At 52.2% G+C, this 17,878-nt stretch carries 13 protein-coding genes; 2 read left to right on the forward strand and 11 right to left on the reverse strand.

Annotated features, from left to right (window positions below; translation table 11 throughout):
- On the forward strand, positions 1-246 hold a 246-nt coding region (locus VE954_RS35805), incomplete at its 5' end, for an ISAs1 family transposase (RefSeq protein ID WP_324962154.1).
- Here VE954_RS35805 and VE954_RS35810 read toward each other — a convergent pair.
- From VE954_RS35810 to VE954_RS35850, 9 genes are all read right to left on the reverse strand, one after another.
- Positions 221-3,205 (reverse strand): 7TM diverse intracellular signaling domain-containing protein, encoded by a 2,985-nt coding sequence (locus tag VE954_RS35810; protein WP_324962156.1) that lies wholly within the window; start codon positions 3,203-3,205, stop codon positions 221-223. The genes VE954_RS35805 and VE954_RS35810 overlap by 26 nt on opposite strands.
- Before the next feature lie 76 nt (positions 3,206-3,281).
- Complete coding sequence (locus tag VE954_RS35815) at positions 3,282-4,880, reverse strand: phosphoethanolamine transferase (RefSeq protein ID WP_324962158.1); 1,599 nt, start codon at positions 4,878-4,880, stop codon at positions 3,282-3,284.
- Positions 4,881-5,193: 313 nt separating this feature from the next.
- Positions 5,194-5,964 (reverse strand): hypothetical protein, encoded by a 771-nt coding sequence (locus VE954_RS35820; RefSeq protein WP_324962160.1) that lies wholly within the window; start codon positions 5,962-5,964, stop codon positions 5,194-5,196.
- Positions 5,965-6,163: 199 nt separating this feature from the next.
- Positions 6,164-7,648 (reverse strand): hypothetical protein, encoded by a 1,485-nt coding sequence (locus tag VE954_RS35825; protein WP_324962162.1) that lies wholly within the window; start codon positions 7,646-7,648, stop codon positions 6,164-6,166.
- Positions 7,649-7,919: 271 nt separating this feature from the next.
- Positions 7,920-9,254, reverse strand: a complete 1,335-nt coding sequence (locus VE954_RS35830; RefSeq protein ID WP_324962164.1) for an APC family permease — start codon at positions 9,252-9,254, stop codon at positions 7,920-7,922.
- A gap of 198 nt (positions 9,255-9,452) precedes the next feature.
- Entirely contained in the window at positions 9,453-10,181 is a 729-nt protein-coding gene (locus VE954_RS35835) for a lysophospholipid acyltransferase family protein (RefSeq protein ID WP_324962166.1), read from the reverse strand.
- Positions 10,182-10,194: 13 nt separating this feature from the next.
- Positions 10,195-11,160, reverse strand: coding sequence for a class I SAM-dependent methyltransferase (locus VE954_RS35840; protein WP_324962168.1), 966 nt, complete (start codon positions 11,158-11,160; stop codon positions 10,195-10,197).
- Between the two features lie 7 nt (positions 11,161-11,167).
- Positions 11,168-11,875 carry a hypothetical protein gene (locus VE954_RS35845; protein WP_324962170.1) on the reverse strand — a complete coding sequence of 236 codons (708 nt, stop codon included), beginning with the start codon at positions 11,873-11,875 and terminating at the stop codon, positions 11,168-11,170.
- Positions 11,854-15,540 (reverse strand): CDP-archaeol synthase, encoded by a 3,687-nt coding sequence (locus VE954_RS35850; RefSeq protein WP_324962172.1) that lies wholly within the window; start codon positions 15,538-15,540, stop codon positions 11,854-11,856. Before VE954_RS35850 ends, VE954_RS35845 begins: the two co-directional genes overlap by 22 nt.
- A gap of 129 nt (positions 15,541-15,669) precedes the next feature.
- Between VE954_RS35850 and VE954_RS35855 the strand changes: the two genes are divergently transcribed.
- Positions 15,670-16,566 (forward strand): fatty acid desaturase, encoded by an 897-nt coding sequence (locus VE954_RS35855; protein WP_324962174.1) that lies wholly within the window; start codon positions 15,670-15,672, stop codon positions 16,564-16,566.
- Here VE954_RS35855 and VE954_RS35860 read toward each other — a convergent pair.
- Positions 16,500-17,480 (reverse strand): iron-containing alcohol dehydrogenase, encoded by a 981-nt coding sequence (locus tag VE954_RS35860; RefSeq protein WP_324962176.1) that lies wholly within the window; start codon positions 17,478-17,480, stop codon positions 16,500-16,502. The two genes, VE954_RS35855 and VE954_RS35860, sit on opposite strands and share 67 nt — an antisense overlap.
- Positions 17,477-17,878, reverse strand: a 402-nt coding sequence (locus VE954_RS35865; protein WP_324962178.1) for a thiamine pyrophosphate-dependent enzyme, incomplete at its 5' end; no start/stop codon positions are given. The genes VE954_RS35860 and VE954_RS35865, both read right to left, overlap by 4 nt.

Below are 17,878 nucleotides of genomic sequence, written 5' to 3' on the forward strand. Positions count from 1 at the left end.
GCAGAAATGGTTCGTGGTCATTGGGCAGTAGAAAATTGTCTTCATTGGACTTTGGACTTAGCTTTTCGCGAAGATGAATGTCGAATGCGAGCAGGGCATTCGGCGGAGAATTTTTCAATCCTGCGACGAATCGCCTTAAACCTACTCAAGCAAGAAAAAACATCCAAAAGAGGAATCAAGGGAAAACGGCATAAAGCAGGATGGGACAATGACTATCTTTTCACAGTCCTGATGTCTCAATTTTAATCATGCGTTTGCCCTGGGGGAGCCCCCGAGCCGACCATTCCCCATTCAGTGCGTCCAGAGCTTCCTGCATTTCTGTTGCTGCGGCCACGGCACGACGTGCCTGGTCTGAGGGCTCCATGGGATCCGGAGCTCCAAAGATGGCCATCACCGCGTCGCCGATAAACTTGTCCACCATCCCGCCATGCTTAAAGATGATTTCAGTCATCCGGCCCAAATACTGATTCAGCACTTCTGCCAACTGTTCCGGCCGCATCTCTTCCGAGAGGGCCGTGAACTCGCACAGATCAGAAAAGAGCACGGTGACCGTGGCCATCTTGGGCGAATCCTCAAGTGTTTTCCGGCCTTCCACGATGGCATTCACCATGGCCTTGGGAAGGAAACGCTTGAGTATGTTCTCGGTTAAATGTCGGTTCAATTCGGCTACCTTCTTTTCTTCACGCTTCAGCTTCAGAAGGTTTTCCACAAGGCTGAGCAGCTCCAATTCATTGAACGGCTTGCCCAGATAAGCCGTGGCCCCTTTGGATGTCCCGATCTGCCGGCTCTCTTCATCGCTTTTTGCAGTCAGAAGAATGACCGGAATGCTGGCCAGTGTTCCATCCTTTTGCAATTCTTCGATGAACTGCGGGCCGCTCATTTTCGGCATCATCCAGTCGGTGATGATGAGGTCGGGTTTTTCTTTTCGAGCCAGCTCCAAACCTTCCGCGCCATTTCTGGCTGTCGCAATTCTATGATTCCGCTTGCCGATGCTGCGTGTAATCAGGGAGCGCATACTCGCCAGATCGTCGATGATCAGAACCAGCTCGCCCTCACCCAAGACTCCCGTGGGAATTTCCAGGTCGTTATCCAACGACTCGGATTCGATATCAGCAAAATGCCACTGTTTCGGCTGATACTGGCTCAGATCTGCAGCTGCCAGTTCCTCCGAGGCTTCAGCGACTATCGGAAGGTCAAACCAAAATGTGCTGCCTTGGCCAGACTCGCTGTCAACGCCCACATGCCCGCCCAGTTTTTGGGCCAGCTCGCGCACCAAGGCCAGACCAATGCCTGTTCCTTCATGCTCGCGCGTGGTTGAATTATCCAGCTGCGTGAAGACCTGAAATATTTTATCCTTCTGATCCTCCGCAATACCAGGACCGGTATCTTTCACTAGAATGCGAGCCCCGCCTTCGTGAGTCGTCAGGCCGAGAGTGATAGAGCCATCGCGTGGGGTATGCTTCAGGGCATTGGATAGGAAGTTAAAGACGATCTTTTCCATGGAATCCAGATGCGCAGCAGCAAACACAGGTTGCGACGGAATTTCCATGACAAAGACAATGCCTTTGGCTTTGCACGTGAGGCGAATATATTCAGAGCAGGTGCCAAGAAAAGCTGTCAGCTCCAAATGTTTCAAGGCCAGACTCTCACCGCTTGTGGAATGCTTTTGAAAGTCGAGCAGCTGATTCACGAGTCGATAAAGCCTTTTTGCATTCCTGTAGGCCGTATCGACGAAGTAATTGTCTTGCTGCTCAGTCAGGGCCTGTTCCAGTGGATTCATGATCAATGTCAGAGGCGTCCTGATTTCGTGCGATATATTCTGGAAGAAAAGCGTTTTGTGATGATCCAGTTCTTGAAGTTTTTTGTGCGTCAGCTCGAGCTTTTCCTTTTGAACCGTCAGCTGCTGGTGGGAATTTTCAACTTCCTTATTTTGCTCCACGAGCTGCAGCATGACCGCATTGATTTCTTCCGTACGCGTCTTGACCTTTTCCTCCAGCCCGCGGTTCAATTCCAGAATGGCTGCATTTTTCTCACGGCGGAGGATGTTGATACGATCGGAGAGAGCGAAGGAAAGGAAGATGATCTCCAGGGATTGTCCCATCAGGTTCGAGTACTTCGTGAAGGCAAAGGTCGGGATGAGACCCTGGGATGTAAGCGCTGTGACGGAATAGCCCAGGATAACGAAGGCCCAGGCCAGTACGAAAAACCTGGCGCCGGAATAGCCTCGCCGGTATTGATGGACCGAAATTGAGATGGCCAGGATGGAATTGATCACGACCTGTATGCTCATGGGCTTGATCACGGTTAGGTAGCCAAGCACGGGATAGAGGACGATGTAGACTACATAAAGCAGATTGTTCATGCGCAAAAGATTATAGGACATCCCTTTATTTTTACGCAGCGAAAAGAATATGGCGATGTATAAATTCGTCAGGATGCCACTGAGAAAAAACGAGTAAAGACCAAAGTACTCGTTGAGAAGAGGGCTGCCCTCGAAGAAGAACTGATAGGATACCCCGGCGAAGTAGGTCTCGCGTAAAAAGGCCATGACCACCACGAGACTATAGAACAGGTATTCCACTGACCGGGTCGAAGCCGCAATGGAGAAGTTATAGATGGCCATGAGTAGGAAGCCACCAAAGAACAAAGCATAGACAAAGTTTTCCCTTAAGGTATGACTCGCATAATAGGCACGGGAATACACCCAGGCACCGACCTGCATACTGTGATGGGATTCAATTTGGATATAATACGTCGTGGTCCTGTTGGGCGGAGCCGTAAGAAGGAAGGATATATCCCGGTTTTTCTGATCTCTCTCCGTATGCGATACCATGCTGCCGCTGACTTTCTTACCAATACCGGCAGAATGCAGCGTGACCTTATCGAGGAGGGCATAGGGAAAGCTCAGCACCCATTCGATAGGCGTAGACGCCACATTTTTTACGGTAAGTGACAGCCAGATGGGCTGAGCTATAAAGCCGAGATTATCCTTGGGCATGGCGATAAACTGATGATTGGCTTGGCCCGCAGGAATAAGCTCATCCGCAACATAGGGGAGGCCATTGTAGTATTGGAAATGTGGAGTTATTTCGAGGGCTTCAGTTGTTTCATTCAGGATCACATCGGCCCAGGACGCATGGGCAAAACACAGCAGAAAGCTGAGTAGAAAAATACGAATGATGTGTGATCCGAGACCCATCAACATGAGGGCTGCCTCAAAGAATGCTTGGGATCAAGTTCGGCATTTTTTTGAGGAAGTTTACGGAATTTTGTCGTCCTGATCAGGGACGCGAAGCCTTTCGTTCTGCGCTCATCGCCCCTCGGGTTGGCTGGAAATCTTCAGAAAATACATTATCCTGCTGGCTGAAAGCATCACTGTAAAGACCCAAAAGTCCTGCGACTGAGGGGGTCAATTGAAATGTCGAGAAGGGGCGATTTGCATAGGTCCTGATCCGGTTTAGTTCTGATGTATGACGAGCATAGGATGGCGAATATCCCACAATAAAAGGGATTTCCCGCATGGAGGGCGTGACTCGATCCTCGCTATGTCCGGCGAAATTATCGGTGTCGTAAACTTCCTCACCGTGATCAGAGAAATAGACAAGGAGCGCATCCTTTCCGGACGTGTTGATGCGTCCCATGATTTCACCGAGGATTCGATCCTGATAAGCCACAGCATTATCGTAGTGATTGATCATATCATTGGCATGCGGATCCTTGACGGTAGCCGGTATCTTGAGATCATGGGTATTTTGGAACATACGCTGATCCCTGGGGTACCGCTTTTCATAGACGAAGTGGGTCCCCATCAAGTGAAGAAAAAACATGGACTGTTGCCCATGTTGAAGAGTGGATTGTATGACCTTATCAAGCGGACCGAGAACTTTCTCATCGAAGCTCGAACTGTGATCAGCTTCACCGGCACTCGAGATATCCTGGTTGACAAAGATGGCCGTATCAGCGGTCCTGCCGAGCTCGACCAGAAAATTGTCGCCGAATCCGGTCGGCGCCTGATTCGAAATCCAGGTCGTCTTATAGCCAGCGGCTTGAGCTATTTCCAGCAAGGTCGGGCCACCGCATTCAAAAGTTTCGTAGTCAAACTGTGAGGAACACAGGGCGCCGAAGACGGCAGGCAAAGTGCTTGCCACGGGCGAGATGGCATCACGGAACACAAGTAGCTGATCTTTCATCGACTCCAACCTTGGTGTTGTGGGACGATGATAGCCGTATATTCCCAGGTGATTTCGACTTGTCGATTCGCCGATGACAACCACAACCAGCTGGGGCTTGGGTTTGTGGGAAGCTGAATCAAGCTTCAAAGGTTCTTTCCCATGGCGCCGCTGGCTCCAAAATACTTTGGCTTTCTCTCGTGCCTCCATAATGCCTTGATAGCGAATCAACGATGTGAAGAGTCGATCCACAAAGGCATGTTCATGGACATTCCGCGCAAACAGATTCAGGTCGCCCCTCGATTGATACAGCACCGGCATCGAACATAGAAACGACAGCATGAGGCTCATGGCTGCTTTCTGATGAGTTCTGGGGCGTTGCGAAACCACGTAGAGCCCGATCAGTATCACGGAGAGGCTCACAGCGATACCTCCGCTGAGAGCGAACTGGGTCCCATAGGTTGCCAGAAATTCCGTGACTTCATGGGTATTGGATTGAATTGCCGTGGAAAGGGCAATGAAGGTAACCGGGCTTTTAAAAATTCCAAGGGTCAGTACGTTGCAAAGCGTGCAAAAGGAAGCAAGTCCAAGGACAGACAAGCCGAACCAAGAACCGAATTTACCGGGGATAGACGTCATTGCGATTTGCAGGAAACATAAACTTGCCAGGATGAGCCATCCATAGAGGTCCAACCTGTAAAGGTCGTCCATGAACATTTTCTGGAATACGGGTCCAGCCTGAATGCCAAGGGCAAGCAGGAAGCTGATCCATAAGCTCCACCTGGAATCTCGCAGACATGGGTTTAAAGAGTTGGGACTCACCGCAACCTCAAGATAGTCCTTTAGCTTCACGCGTTAGGACGTCATACACGAAGCTTTCGATTGTCATTTTCTTTAGGTTGCGCGGTCAGAAAGCGAAATGAGGGCGCTTGGCCTTAAACTGGTGAAAACTCTGGAAACGAGGACCAAGCTGGTCCTTGCCTTGGCCTAGGAGGCTGGGACACATTGAATGTGTCCCAGCCTCCTAGAACCAGGCCGTATATCCAAGTGAGGTGCTATACTGTGTGTCTTCATTGATAGCGATGACCTCTTCATCGCCCTTGAAAATATAGTTGCCGGCCAGCCGAACCCCTCCATAATTATAGGCAAGTGAGACGAGGCTATGGCCCAGACCCGCCTGAGTCGTGGGACCCTCTTCGTCGGGTCGGCGATAGGTGGAGAGTGCATTCACCGAAAGGCTATGCTCGTTACGCTGAAATAAAGTCTCCTGTACACCCGCTTCTACATAAAACTGGCGTTTGATTGCGGAGCTGAGGCCATAGGCAATCGAGAGAAACGGTTTTAGGAACACAGGGATGGTCGCTTTGCCGATAACGACGCGGAGCATCGGGTTCTCAAGCCGATTCTCCTGGGGATAGTAGTATTGAGCTAGGATCATGTCGAAGTTTACAAACTCGGTTTGTGGAAATTTATAAGCAAGGTAAGTGTCAATTTTGACAAACTCACCCTGCTTCTGCTCATGAAAGACCGGGTTGGTTCCATCGCGTCTCTCCAAGGGAGCGGCTCCCCAGGCGCCGATGCCAACGCCAAAGGACGTGAAGGCCCAAACACTGGGATGCAGAGCTGGTCCATCAATCAGAGTGTATCCCCTTTGAATCGACGAGCTGGACAGTTCAATCGTGGCTTTTGCTTTCAGAGGAGCCGTCCGGGTGAGGGTCACCTGGCCGGCAGCAGGGGTCGCTCCAGATAAAATACCCAAAAGACACCAGCCGGTCGCAGGGATCTGGACATGCATGTTCACTCCTTTTCTTGGTGGATGAATGGAGGAAAGATGAATTGGAATCAGAGCATGTCTATCGCATAATTTGCGAGGCTTGGGAAAAAGATTTGAGAGATGCGGAATCGCATGCAGACGCAAAAGTCATTGTTTCGGTAACCCCGGCGTCAGGTCCGGATTTTAGGAGCATATGTCGACCGGCCGGCTCGGCCGATCCTTATTCCTGGAACTCGAGATTCAGCTCGAGATGCGTACCCGCGCCGTTGTAAAAAACCAAGACATACGAACCAGGGCTCAGGTTGACCGCCTGAAAGTGCAGAGTCAACACCGTGCCGCTTTCCATGTGCTCGAAGGTTCCTATCTGAGCGAAAGGCAGGGATGCGAAATACTCCTGATTCCCGTCGTCGGTTTTCTTGTGAATTGTCACCCAATCCAATGGCAGATCCAGGTTCCTGGCCAAGCTCACTGTATGGGTCGCAGGGTCTGATTTCTTGAAAGTCAGTGACGCCTGAATCGGCTGTGCCGGAGGTTCGATCACTTCCCTTCTGCTTTTCAGATCAATGCTCGTCTTCACGGCAATAAACTCAATAAATTTGGGATCAAAATCACATTGGTCCAGCCCGAACGCGAGCCTGGATTTCAATCCCGCGCCTTCAATAACGATGCGCTCACGGGCGATCATTAGGCTGGAGGATAGCAGCGTTCTCGCGGCAGGTTCGCCCGTATTGTCCTCCAGGTTCATGGTGAGCCTATACTCCTCTTGAGAAAAACTTTCTTCGACCGAATGGTCGTCGGTCGAGTAGAAGCCGTAATATCCACCGCTATCGTTGTCCCCGGCCCCCACAGTTAACGAAAAGGGCTGCAGATTAAGGTGGTCGTCGCCAGTCGAGCAATTCAGGTAAGGCCTGCGGTAGCCATTCTCTTTGGTCGTGAGAAAGGAAAGGATGCTCTCTTTCTTGTGGTTGAAACATAGCTCGCTGTTCCCATCAGTCATCAGGCAGTAATTTCTCCGTAGAGCCGCGACGTCCGCTGCCAGAGGCTGTCCCCATTCTGGCTCGCACATAATGGAATTCGGAAAGTCTTTCTTACAGTCCCAACGGACTTCTACATAGGTATCACCGAGCCCGAGGATGTGACCGAGTTCATGGAGTATCGTATTATAGCTGGACCCTTGATTGAGCCAGATTTGCTTTCCCATGACCCAGGCGTGTTCACGGTCTTCTCCTTCCTCGCCTCGCTTCAGAGTCTGCAGGGAAACGATGATGAGATCGTCATAGGCCGAGCATCTCTCCGACACATTAACATTCGTGGAATCATCTGCAGTGATGGCGCTGCTATGAAACACAAGCTCAGCGGGAAGGGAAGGCGCAAGGTCCTGCAGGTGCGTGAGCCAGGCGAAGAGCGCCCGTCGCGTATCGTTCTGTTGCCTCTGGACAACTTCTTCTGACAAGGATTCGTGCAAATGGCAAACCTGAATGGTGCGCTTGCTGAGGTCATCAATGAACGGCGCATCGCCTAAAATCAGGAAACGGTCCTGCCCTCCGCGGAGGCCTCTGCCCTCAATGCATTCGCTGCCATTAAAGAGCATGTCTTTCGACAGGCAATTCTCAAGGCTGGGCTTGTCATTCTTTCTTTCCTTCTTGCCGCAGGAAGGCAGGATCGCCGTGAGAAGCAAGAGGATAACCCAGCGTTGGATATACATGATTGTTTGACTCGCTTTTCGGTGAATCACTAAGGTAAACGGCGTTTTGCCCTGTTATGGGAACGCCCAACCAGGAAAGACCTTTGGTAAGCTCGCATATTGAAGTCTTCGCATTTATTTAATTATATCGGGTGGATCGATGAATCCATGCGTGGTTCTGCCGGCTTGTCGACCAGATGGATCGACCTTCCTCGAGAGGCGTCCGTACCGCTGTTGGCGGAAGTTGGGGGCATCGAACCTCCGGCCATCCATGTTGCGCCTTGCACGTGGTTTAGCGGGGATTCTGCGAATGCTTCCCCCTTAAGACGAGAGTGATCCAAACCAGAAGACCTCCCAGCCCTGTGAGAACGGCAGCCAAAATATGACTCTCTCGCGACGCAAAGGCAGCGAGAGCTATATTGGAAATGAAGGCTATCCATGGAATCAGACCATGAATTCGGAAACCCCAATCCCGTGGTTCACGACGTTTGATGACAATCAGCGAGATGTTGACCAGACAAAACATCGCGAGAATCAGCGTGGCCGTTGTTCCGGCCAGGTACAGAAGAGTTCCAGACAAGGCTAGATACGTGACCATAGGCAGTATGACAAAGATCGTTCGATAAGGTGTCGAACGTTGGGGATGCAGTTTTCCCAGCCAGGCCGGCAGTATCCCTTCTCGCGACATGCCGAAGAGCAGGCGTGACGCCGTGATGAAGTTGAGGAGAGTTGTATTCAGAACGGCAAACAGGGCGATAATTGTAAAGGCCAGAGGCGGGAAATTGGGCTGAGCCCGACGAACCACATCGAGGAGAGGTGCGTTTGAGGCGGCAAGCTCCGCCGGGCTCACGACCCGCACGGCAAGCCAGGAGACGATTATATAAACAATACCAGCAATACCTAATGCCAACAGAATCGCTCTGGGAACATTCCGTTCCGGATCTTTCACTTCTTCCGAGACATTGACAATATCCTCAAAGCCAATGAACGCGTAAAACGCCAGCGCTGCGCCCTGCAGGATGGGGGTCCAGCCGAGACCTTCCCCTGGGGGAATCGAAGCACCCGGCACGAGGTCGCCAGGTGTGGCACCTCCCCCTCCCGTGAGATAAATCGCCGAAACAAAAATGACGAGGCAGAGTCCGGAAACTTCGAGCGTTGTGCAAAAGATATTAAGGCCTGAAGACTCCCGCATTCCCCAGAAATTTACCAGCCCTAAACTCAAGAAAAGGCCCACCACGATAACCGCATGCGGAACCGTCGGCGCAAAAGCTGCCAGATAGCCTGAAAAAGCTTTTGAAAGTGTCGCCATGGAAACCAGGCAAGTGCAAAGCATCAACCAACCGACAAGCAGGGAGAGCCACTCGGCACGAAAAGCCTTTTGCACGAAATAAGCGACGCCTCCGCTTTTAGGAAAACGGGTGCCGAGCTCCGCATAACTCAAAGCGGTCAATGCTGCGACCGTCATAGCCACGCTAAACGAAATCCAGACGTCAGCACCGGAAAGTCCCGCAATCTTGCCCACAATGGCATAAATCCCGGCCCCCAGAATGTCGCCAACGCCGTAGATCACAAGGGCTGTTAAGCCAAAGACCCTCTTTAATGAATCTGCTTCTGCTTTTGCCGCCATATAATGTCTTCTATCCTTTAGTGATTCATTCCCTACGGTCGCTATTCTCATGAGTTATTCATCCGTGTCGAGGGAAATGAATGGAATGAGAGGCGTGCGCAGACCTAGCTCGAATGGGATGCAAATGAACACCCATGTGTCTTCGACATTGCCCGACGCAGGCATCCTCAAACCCAACCCTATTGTTCTGCCGATGAATCACCCCAACTGAGCCATAGCCCTCTGCAGAAACACGGTTCGAACCTCTTGAATAAAGACGGGTAAGCGATCAGCATGGAACTGAGGCGCTTCAATAAGTTCCAAAAAACTGACTGTGACTGTGCCAGCTCGCAGACGCCAGCTACGGCCAGGACTGATATCGTCCGGTGTATCCACGAAAATAGGGGCCACAGGTCGCCGTAGATCCATCGCCAGGTGAAAAGCGCCCTTATTGAATTTACCGACAAGACGTGAGTCAATGCGCTCGCCTTCCGGCGTAAGAAATACGCTTTCCCTAGACAGCCGCAGTGTATCCGCAGCACGTTGAAACAGCTGGATACGCCGCTCCGGAAAAGTCTGCGCGGGCGTCCAGAACGTCTTGAGCAGGCGTCCTACAATAAAAAAGGCCGGGATTCTCTGTAAAAAATCACTGAGAAAATACCGCGTATGCGGCAGTCCCAGGCTGAGAATCACAAAAATGTCCAGCGTCGATCGATGATTGCAGATCCAGACAACCGGCTGCTCGGTTTTCGGCAGTAGACCCATGACCCGCACGTTCAAGCCGAATATTCCAAGAAAAACTCTCGAGCAGAAGGGCAGATACGCCGAGCGGATCCATTCCAAGCCCAGGCCCAAAGTCAGAACATAGATAACTAAACCCAGGAAAGCAGCGCCATGCATCCAAAGGGCTGCGATGAAACACCGAAGAACAAGTGCCACTTTTTTCACGGTTGATTTCCTTTCAGTGCGAAGGAGCTTGAGTACACACGGCCGTCTGCATCGCCAGATTCAAATACCGCTCCATGCTAAAGAGGGGTTTGCTGATAACTTCACCCAGAAAATAGGGATAAATCGCCCGACCGAAGTTAACACCTGCGCCTTTCCTCCTTTTGAAAACCGCGCCAGCAAAGAAATAGAAATAAGCTGGGAACGCGCCGAAAGGCAGGTATTTATCAACGTGGAAAGCACTGTTTTCCAGCATCGAAAGAAAACTTTTTCGGTCCAATAGAAGAGTATGCTGCGGCGCTTGCAGCCCAGGCCATCGATTCTTGAAGATTGAAAAAGAAACACTGTCCAAGCGTGGCACTTCCAGAATAAGCTTGCCTTCGGGCTTGAGCAGCTGACGGATACGCGTTAATGTTTCCAGGGGCCGATAATCATGCTCCAAAAAATGCCACATGGTGATCAGATCAAAGCTCGCGGGTTCCAATTCCTGTTCAAATAAAGTCCCCTGCAAAAACTGGGCATGAGCAAAGGCTGGACTGTGCGACAGATTCTTGAAATCCACTCCAAAACACTGGGCCCCGGTTTCCTCCTGCACCTTTTGTAGAAAAGTTCCAGCTCCGCAGCCAATATCAAGCACTCGGCTCTGACTATGGAGCCGCACGTGCTCGCGCACGATATTCCACTTATCGCGATCGTGTTTGCTCATGCGCGCATTGTAAAACCTGGTCAGGATGCCCCAATTCGATTTTTTGCGATGAGCAATGTACTCGTCATCATAAAATCCACCGATTTCAGAAAAAACAATCCGCGGCTGCTGATAGGCAAGCCCACAGGACTGACAGCGCACAAAGTGAAACGTCCCTGGCCTGCCACTCAGATCATCCTGTGCCTGAATGAAGTCGGTGTATTGATCCGATCCGCAGAGATAGCAGGAAACATTTTCGAAAGTGTACTGATTCTCAGACTGTGTGGAGAGCATCATCGCAACCTCAAGGAAATAAGGGATGAAAAAGCGAAGCCGCTATGACAGCAGCACCAACATGCGCGGAACTGGAGTACAGCCAACGTCCATGAGCCGAGAATTCCATGGGCGGCCACAAACGCAAAAAACCCAGGACGATAAAGAAAAAACTGAGAAGTGCTCCCGCAGCGGGAAGCCAGGGCATGAACAAGAGCAGGGGAATAAGCCCGAGAGCATAAGATAGACGAAGGCCACATGAAGGCAGAGGATCATGCCCAAGCTCAAAAACGATCGCAGCAAAGGCCACCACAAAACCATGCACCAAGATCAGGGGCGAGGCGATGGGAACACTGGAATCGATGAGCACGGCAAGCGCAGCATATTTCAAGGAAGCTGGAAGACGCGGCCATTGAAGCAGTAAAAATGCAGTATACGAGACTGAAGCTAAGGCATTCAGACCAAACAGCGGCGTAGCATTGATAAGGATCAAGGCAACACAAAGTTTACCGAGAGCGTCCGGTATGGGCCTGCGGTCAGGATGCAGGGCTCGGTCCTTTTCCCTCGAAAAAAAATCATCAGCGAGCCGCGCCTGCAGCAGGAGAAGGAGGGCCCAAATCATGGGCCAATCTGGAAAAAATCCAAGCGCAGGCCCGCTCAATACAAAGGCCAAGGGAACATACCGGCGGGCTTTAAAACGCTCGCGGCACCATAGGGTCAGGTTTCTCCAGTGGTCCACTGTATGATTCCTTTCAAGCCGTCGACTTCAACTTCCATTCCATCCTGCAATTCCTCGGTGATGTCGCGCAGACCTATCACGGCGGGAATGCCAAGTTCTCGGGCCACAATCGCGCCATGGGAGAGCATGCCGCCGCGCTCGACGATCAATGCCGCCGCGCGTCCAAGAGCGACAGTCCACCCAGGATCGGTTTCCCGAGTCACCAGGATCTCGCCGGACTGCAGCTTATGACACTCGTCGGTGGAGTGAAGGACCCGAATGCGTCCTCTCACGAATCCCGTGGAGGCTGGAAGCTCCGCTCGTCTTTTCTGATGAGCGGCAGACATCGGTGAGACGACTCGATCAGCCGTTTGCAGATTCTCCCTTGAGAAGAGTGGCCGCCCCTGACGTCGCCCGATTCGTTCAGGCACTTTACGCCCCTGCCAGGCTTGATAGCGTTGGCGCCGAAGGTCGATCGTGGGCTGCAAAACATCAGGTGAATAAGCATTCTCGGCAAGTAGCCCGATCAGTTCATCGACCGTCAAGAAAAAGGGATCATCGGCTGCCGCAAGCAAATTCCGGGCGACCAGGAGCCGACCGCTTTTCTGCAGATTGGATCGCAATAGTCCATACAATCGTGATTGAGACAGGCGACAGATTTCACGCGCGCGGATGGCTGCTCGTGCCGGAAAAGCCAGACCAAAAGCAACACCTGTCAAGCAAGCCGCCAACCATCCGCGATGCTGTCGTGCGATGCGCGCGAGAGATGGAAGTTGGACGTCGGATGGGTTATGTCCCTTGACGGGGATCGGCACGGCTAGAAGCTGCAGAAAGAGGCTTGGATCATCCCGATAATTGCATTCCGTCAGCATCAGTTCACCCGAGACCCTCGTTCCCCAAAGATCCAGCCAGCGCTCACACATCTGGCGCAAACGACGATAACGTGAAGCTTTTTGAATATGCTCCCAAGCCTCGGACCAGGCCTTTGCCTCCAGCCGTTTCACAAGGGCAGGATACTCCTGGACAGCGTCTTGCAGCTTTCGCAAATCCTCCAGTTGCTGCATGCTGATGCTCGCGGAGTCGGACAAAAGTCGAACCTGCCAAAGATCGCGTTGATCGATGGGGAGACACACATTTAAAAGAGCCCGGACACAGCCGGTATAAATCATCACGGCGGCATCACAGAGCGCGGCCTCACCCCAGCGGTGAAAACGTATGCAGCAAATCGCCTGCAGTTGCTGTTCCTGAGCCCTCAAAGCATCACTGGCTAGCGTCGGCTGCACTAACATGCGCTGAACCCGTCGCTGAAAGCGCAAGGCCAGCCAGGGGAAAATCAGCATGAGTCCCATGAAGCGGAGGACAAACATCAAAGGAAAAAGCAGACGCGTTGACTCATTCTGTTTCAAAGGTTGATCGAGAGTCCCGATGCCCAGGAACTCATCCCAAAGTCGGATCAGGGTGGAACGCGCCGGCAGGACACTGAGGCAGGTGCGGACGGCTGTTAGATCATAGTATAGACGGCCCTCGTGAATCCCAAGGATGTTGCGCAAAGCGGGCTCAACAGCCTGTAGATGCTTTTTGGAAACCCCGGTCCAACGACCGAGTTGGAAGAAATATTGTTGATATCCGCGCGATGCGAAGGAGTAAAGAAAAGGCGTGACCGGCCGTGGATAGTTTTCATTCATATTGGCGTTGGAAAAACATTTCTCCAACCGGCTTTCGCTGGTAATAGGACGAACCTGCAGCAAATATAGGACATGGCTGGCGTCGATAGCCCATTCAAAATCAACCGGCTTTTGCCAGTCTTGCTCAAGTTTCATACCTAATAGATAAATGGCATGGAAAAGAGATCCGGAAAGACCGGGGCGATCGTCGGGGAGCTCTTCGCCTACAATGGCTCCGGTGTTTCGATCAAGCCGCGCACGTCCGGGTGTTATTCTGCCCTGCACAAGATCGTCGCCTAATCCATCGGCATACTCGACCATAAACACGGTTTGATCCTGCCAGGTCATGCGGCTGAATCCAACACCAGCGAACAGAGCTGCAACTTGCTGCTGCAGCAGGACAGCACAGCCTTGAAGTTTATGTTCTGTCAACGATTCATAGGCTGCCGCACGTTGCTTTGATGCGACCACCTGCCGCACAGCATCCTTCAATCCTTGCGCATCGTTCACATGAAGCACACTGTCCAGCTGTCCTGCGAATGAATACGTCGCACCATCCTCGCCGACGGCACTGCTGCGAACAGCAAACGTCACATAGGACTTATGCTGCGTCAGCCATGATTCCAGAACTCGATCAAGATGTTCAGAAAAATCACCTTCCAAAGGATCACTCATGCGCTCGGCAACCTCGGCGGCCAGTACAAAACCTTGAGGAACCCTATAACGTTTTTGCAAAGCCATGGCGAGATTTGCGGATTTTCCGCCAAAACGCGAAGCCTCGGCAGCCCTCTGCAAAGGCACAAGATTATCCCGGATCCACTCTTCAATCCAAAGGGAACGCAGGGTCCTGGATGCAAAGGGCGGCTGGCAGGCGGCTGAATCCATGAGCTGCAGACGCAGAGTCCCGGGACGAACGTTCCAGAGGCTTTGCGAACGAGCCAGGCAGGCATGAGCACCACTCAGCCAGCAGCATTGCCAACGTAAGCCTTTCGGCAGAAACCTCAGCTTACTGCGGAGCGGAAGAGGAAAACCATCTTCTGATCGAGTGGCTTCGGGAAAAATGACCACTAATTTTCCCTGACCGATGGCCTTTAGAATCCCAACGCGGACGTCACGAGCCGCCTTGAGGGTCTCGGGTTTTGGAAGCCCACCCTGTCGCCGCAGAACCCACCCTAGTAGGGGCATACGGAAATATTTTCCATGGGCCACAAAAACTAAAGGTCGCGGGATTGTTGCCAGGAGCAGAAGTTGATCCAGCCATGAGCTGTGATTACAAAGAAGTATACCCGTGCCTGAGCGGAGTGAACCGTTCACTTCGCAGCGAATGCCAAGGACCCAAAGGCCCCATCGTGTGAATCGACGAATCAATATGGAATTGATGCCCGGATTGACAACGGCCAGAGGCCAAACCAAAAGCAGGCTCAGACTGAGACCGATGAAGATCACAAAGTAGAGAGCCGGAAACGAGGTCTTTTTTTGAATGAAAAGGCGATTGAATGCCAGGTGAAGGAGGACGCCCAAAGGCATAATGATCAGAGCAAATATCCCATCAATCGGCAACAGAATCATGCCGGCCAGTAAAGCGCCAGCGATCGAATCACTTTCGTCCAGGACATCAAAAAAACGACGTTTCCAAGGTGATCGTGCACGCTGACCCTCCGGAATTCCCAGCTGCCGCTTCATAAAGGAATTGGGCAATTCTCCCAGCATATAGCCGCAGCCGATGAGCAATCCAGCCGCAAGCCAATGCAGAGGCGATAGCTTCCAGGATACCATGACCGGGCTTCCGAAGTTGGCAAGGGACCATCCAAAAGCAAAGAACACCAGACCGGCCAAAGGAATAATAACGACAAACCCGCGTAAGGTCTTGTGGTCCCCCAACAAACGATGCCCGCGCCACGAGGCGCCTCCGTCGATGGGAATTTTCAAGCCCGCCCATGCGGAACTTTTTAACCAAATGGTTTGGCCTGTTCCAATTCCAATGAACAGCAGCAGAAAACACAATGCCATGAACACCGACATCAGCGGACCTTTTCATAACCATGAAATTTAGGGGGAGCAGAAAGTGCCCATCCTAGCAAGATTCCGCCTTGAATCAAAGCCGATTTTTCCGCTAGACTGGCGAAGATTTCTGCACATTAAGGAAAAATATTGAGACCGCATTGGCAGCCTGCGCTTCTTCATTTGACGTTTTCGATTTTGATGAATGCACTGAGTTTGAGCTGTGTGCTATCGGAATCGCTTGAGATCCGTGTCGGCGGGATCATCCTGGGTGCATTTAGTCAGCTCCTCTGGTTTGTGCTGCTCCACGAGTGTGGGCACCGGACACTCTTTCCCCAAGCAGTAGGTAATGAGTGGGTGGGACATCTGGCTGGAATGATGGCGTTGATCCCCTTCTATACATGGCGCGATGTGCATGCAGCGCATCATGTGTGGACGGGCTGGAAGGATCTTGATCCCACCACGCGTTCTGTAACCCATGGAAGTCCAGGAGGGTGGCGCGATCTCGTGATCAATGGAGTCTGGACCCTGCATATTCCACTCTTCGGTTTGGTTTATCGCTTATCCAATTTTTGGAATCCCAGATATTGTCGCAAGGGCCGATCATGGGGGTACCTGAGCCTTGCTGCGACGCTTCTCCCTTGGATATTGATTGTTTTCCTCTTTCGAGAAAGGTTGGGCAGTCTTCTGCTCAGCCACCTCTTATTTCTCATGCTGTTTGAAGCGATCATGCTGAGCCAGCACACCCATATCCGCCAGGACCGCGCCGACGGGCAAAAAGTTAACCCGCGAAGTGCCAAGGACCAGGTGGGCTTCACGCGTTCCTTAGACTTTCCCTGTTGGTTTGCCCGCTGGTTTCTCCTTAATTTCAATGAACATGAACGCCATCACGCTTTCCCGCGTATCCCCGGCTATTACCTGCATCGCGTTGCATACCCTTGCGAACGTAAAGTTCATTGGTTCCGCTGGTGGCGAGCTTCTCATGCCGTTCCCGGAGTCACACTGCTGTTTGATGACGAGAGCCGCACTGGGTTGATCATCGAGTAGTCGAGTGGAAAATTGGACCAACGGACCGGACAGGGTGCCTGCTGACGCCCTAAACGCAGGCAGGCCTGGATATGATGCCGTAGTTCACTCGGAATCATGCGCTGCACAAAGTGAAGCAGGAATTCGGCAACGTCAGCGTCGTTACGCAGGCCAAGAGCGTCAGCTTGTAGCTGAAGGCGGAATGCCAGGTCAGGGGTTTTGTACTGATGCTGACGACAGGCGGCATGAAGCTCAGGCAAAAAAAAGGCCACGGCGTAGCCATGCGGGATGTTAAAACGCTGCGTCAGTTCATAGGACAGGGCATGGGCTGCTGTGGTTTTGGAAATAGCAATCGCCTGCCCGGTCAGTCGGCCGAATTTTTGCAACGCACTCGCATGTTCATACTGCAGGAGATTCGGAGCCGATAGCAGGAGAGGTTCTATCATCTGCAAACCTTTTTTTGCCAGCATCATGGATTCAGCGGTCGCGGCACGCGCCCAAAGGGATTCAAAGCCATGAGCAAACGCATCGCAGAGTCCCGCCCGCACTTCGGCATCGGGCAGTGAATGCAGAAGTTCTGGGATATACTGAACCTCAACGTTGATCGGATCAGGCATCATAAGGGAAAGTTTGCGCCCATCCGCAGCATAGACCGTGGCAAAGGGTGTAACCTCTGCGCCCGTGCCGAAGGTTGTCGGAATAAGTGTGAGTTTTGCACGTTTGCCCTGTAAATGAAGCCAGGCTTTTGCCGCGTCCATGACGGTGCCACCGCCGATGGCTACGATCTCACAGACATCAGATATGTCCCTGCGAAGAGCCTCAACCAGAGTCAGCGGCAACGCGCGATGAGCCACGCGAAACATGCGAGTGGTATGCTCCGGTGGGGTCCATGACAGGGGACAGCCTCGGCTGCCTGTCAGCACCACAAGGCTCATGAGAGCTGGTTCCAGAACATTTGCAACCAATCAGCGGGTGTTCCAGTCGGCCGAGGCAATCCGTCCAACGTACCTTCAGGTATATGAGCTTCCACTAGAACCGGACCTTCTCTTTGAAAAAGACCAGGTAGCTGCGCCTTGAATGTTTCATAGTTTCTTGTGATGAGCGTATGCTGATAGCCAAGGGCTTGGGCAACTGCGGCCCAGGATTCCGGTTTGGCGGACAGGGCCTGCGATCCCGTCGATTCATGAGCGTCGTTGCGCAGAAGAATATGAAGGAAGCGCTGTGGACGCTTCGCCCCAATACTGGCGACGTTGCCGAGATGCATCAGAAAAGCCCCATCGCCATCCAGGACGCAGGTGTGTCGATCACTCCGGAACTGCGCAAACCCCAGCCC

Origin of the sequence: Oligoflexus sp. (genome assembly GCF_035638955.1) — a bacterium.
GTDB lineage: Bacteria > Bdellovibrionota_B > Oligoflexia > Oligoflexales > Oligoflexaceae > Oligoflexus.

Bases quoted from the DNA above. Each gene is read 5' to 3' on its own strand.
- VE954_RS35810 (WP_324962156.1), bottom strand. From the start codon at position 3,205: ATGTTGATGGGTCTCGGATCACACATCATTCGTATTTTTCTACTCAGC.
- VE954_RS35815 (WP_324962158.1), bottom strand. From the start codon at position 4,880: ATGGACGACCTTTACAGGTTGGACCTCTATGGATGGCTCATCCTGGCA.
- VE954_RS35820 (WP_324962160.1), bottom strand. From the start codon at position 5,964: ATGCATGTCCAGATCCCTGCGACCGGCTGGTGTCTTTTGGGTATTTTA.
- VE954_RS35825 (WP_324962162.1), bottom strand. From the start codon at position 7,648: ATGTATATCCAACGCTGGGTTATCCTCTTGCTTCTCACGGCGATCCTG.
- VE954_RS35830 (WP_324962164.1), bottom strand. From the start codon at position 9,254: ATGGCGGCAAAAGCAGAAGCAGATTCATTAAAGAGGGTCTTTGGCTTA.
- VE954_RS35840 (WP_324962168.1), bottom strand. From the start codon at position 11,160: ATGATGCTCTCCACACAGTCTGAGAATCAGTACACTTTCGAAAATGTT.
- VE954_RS35850 (WP_324962172.1), bottom strand. From the start codon at position 15,540: ATGTCGGTGTTCATGGCATTGTGTTTTCTGCTGCTGTTCATTGGAATT.
- VE954_RS35860 (WP_324962176.1), bottom strand. From the start codon at position 17,480: ATGAGCCTTGTGGTGCTGACAGGCAGCCGAGGCTGTCCCCTGTCATGG.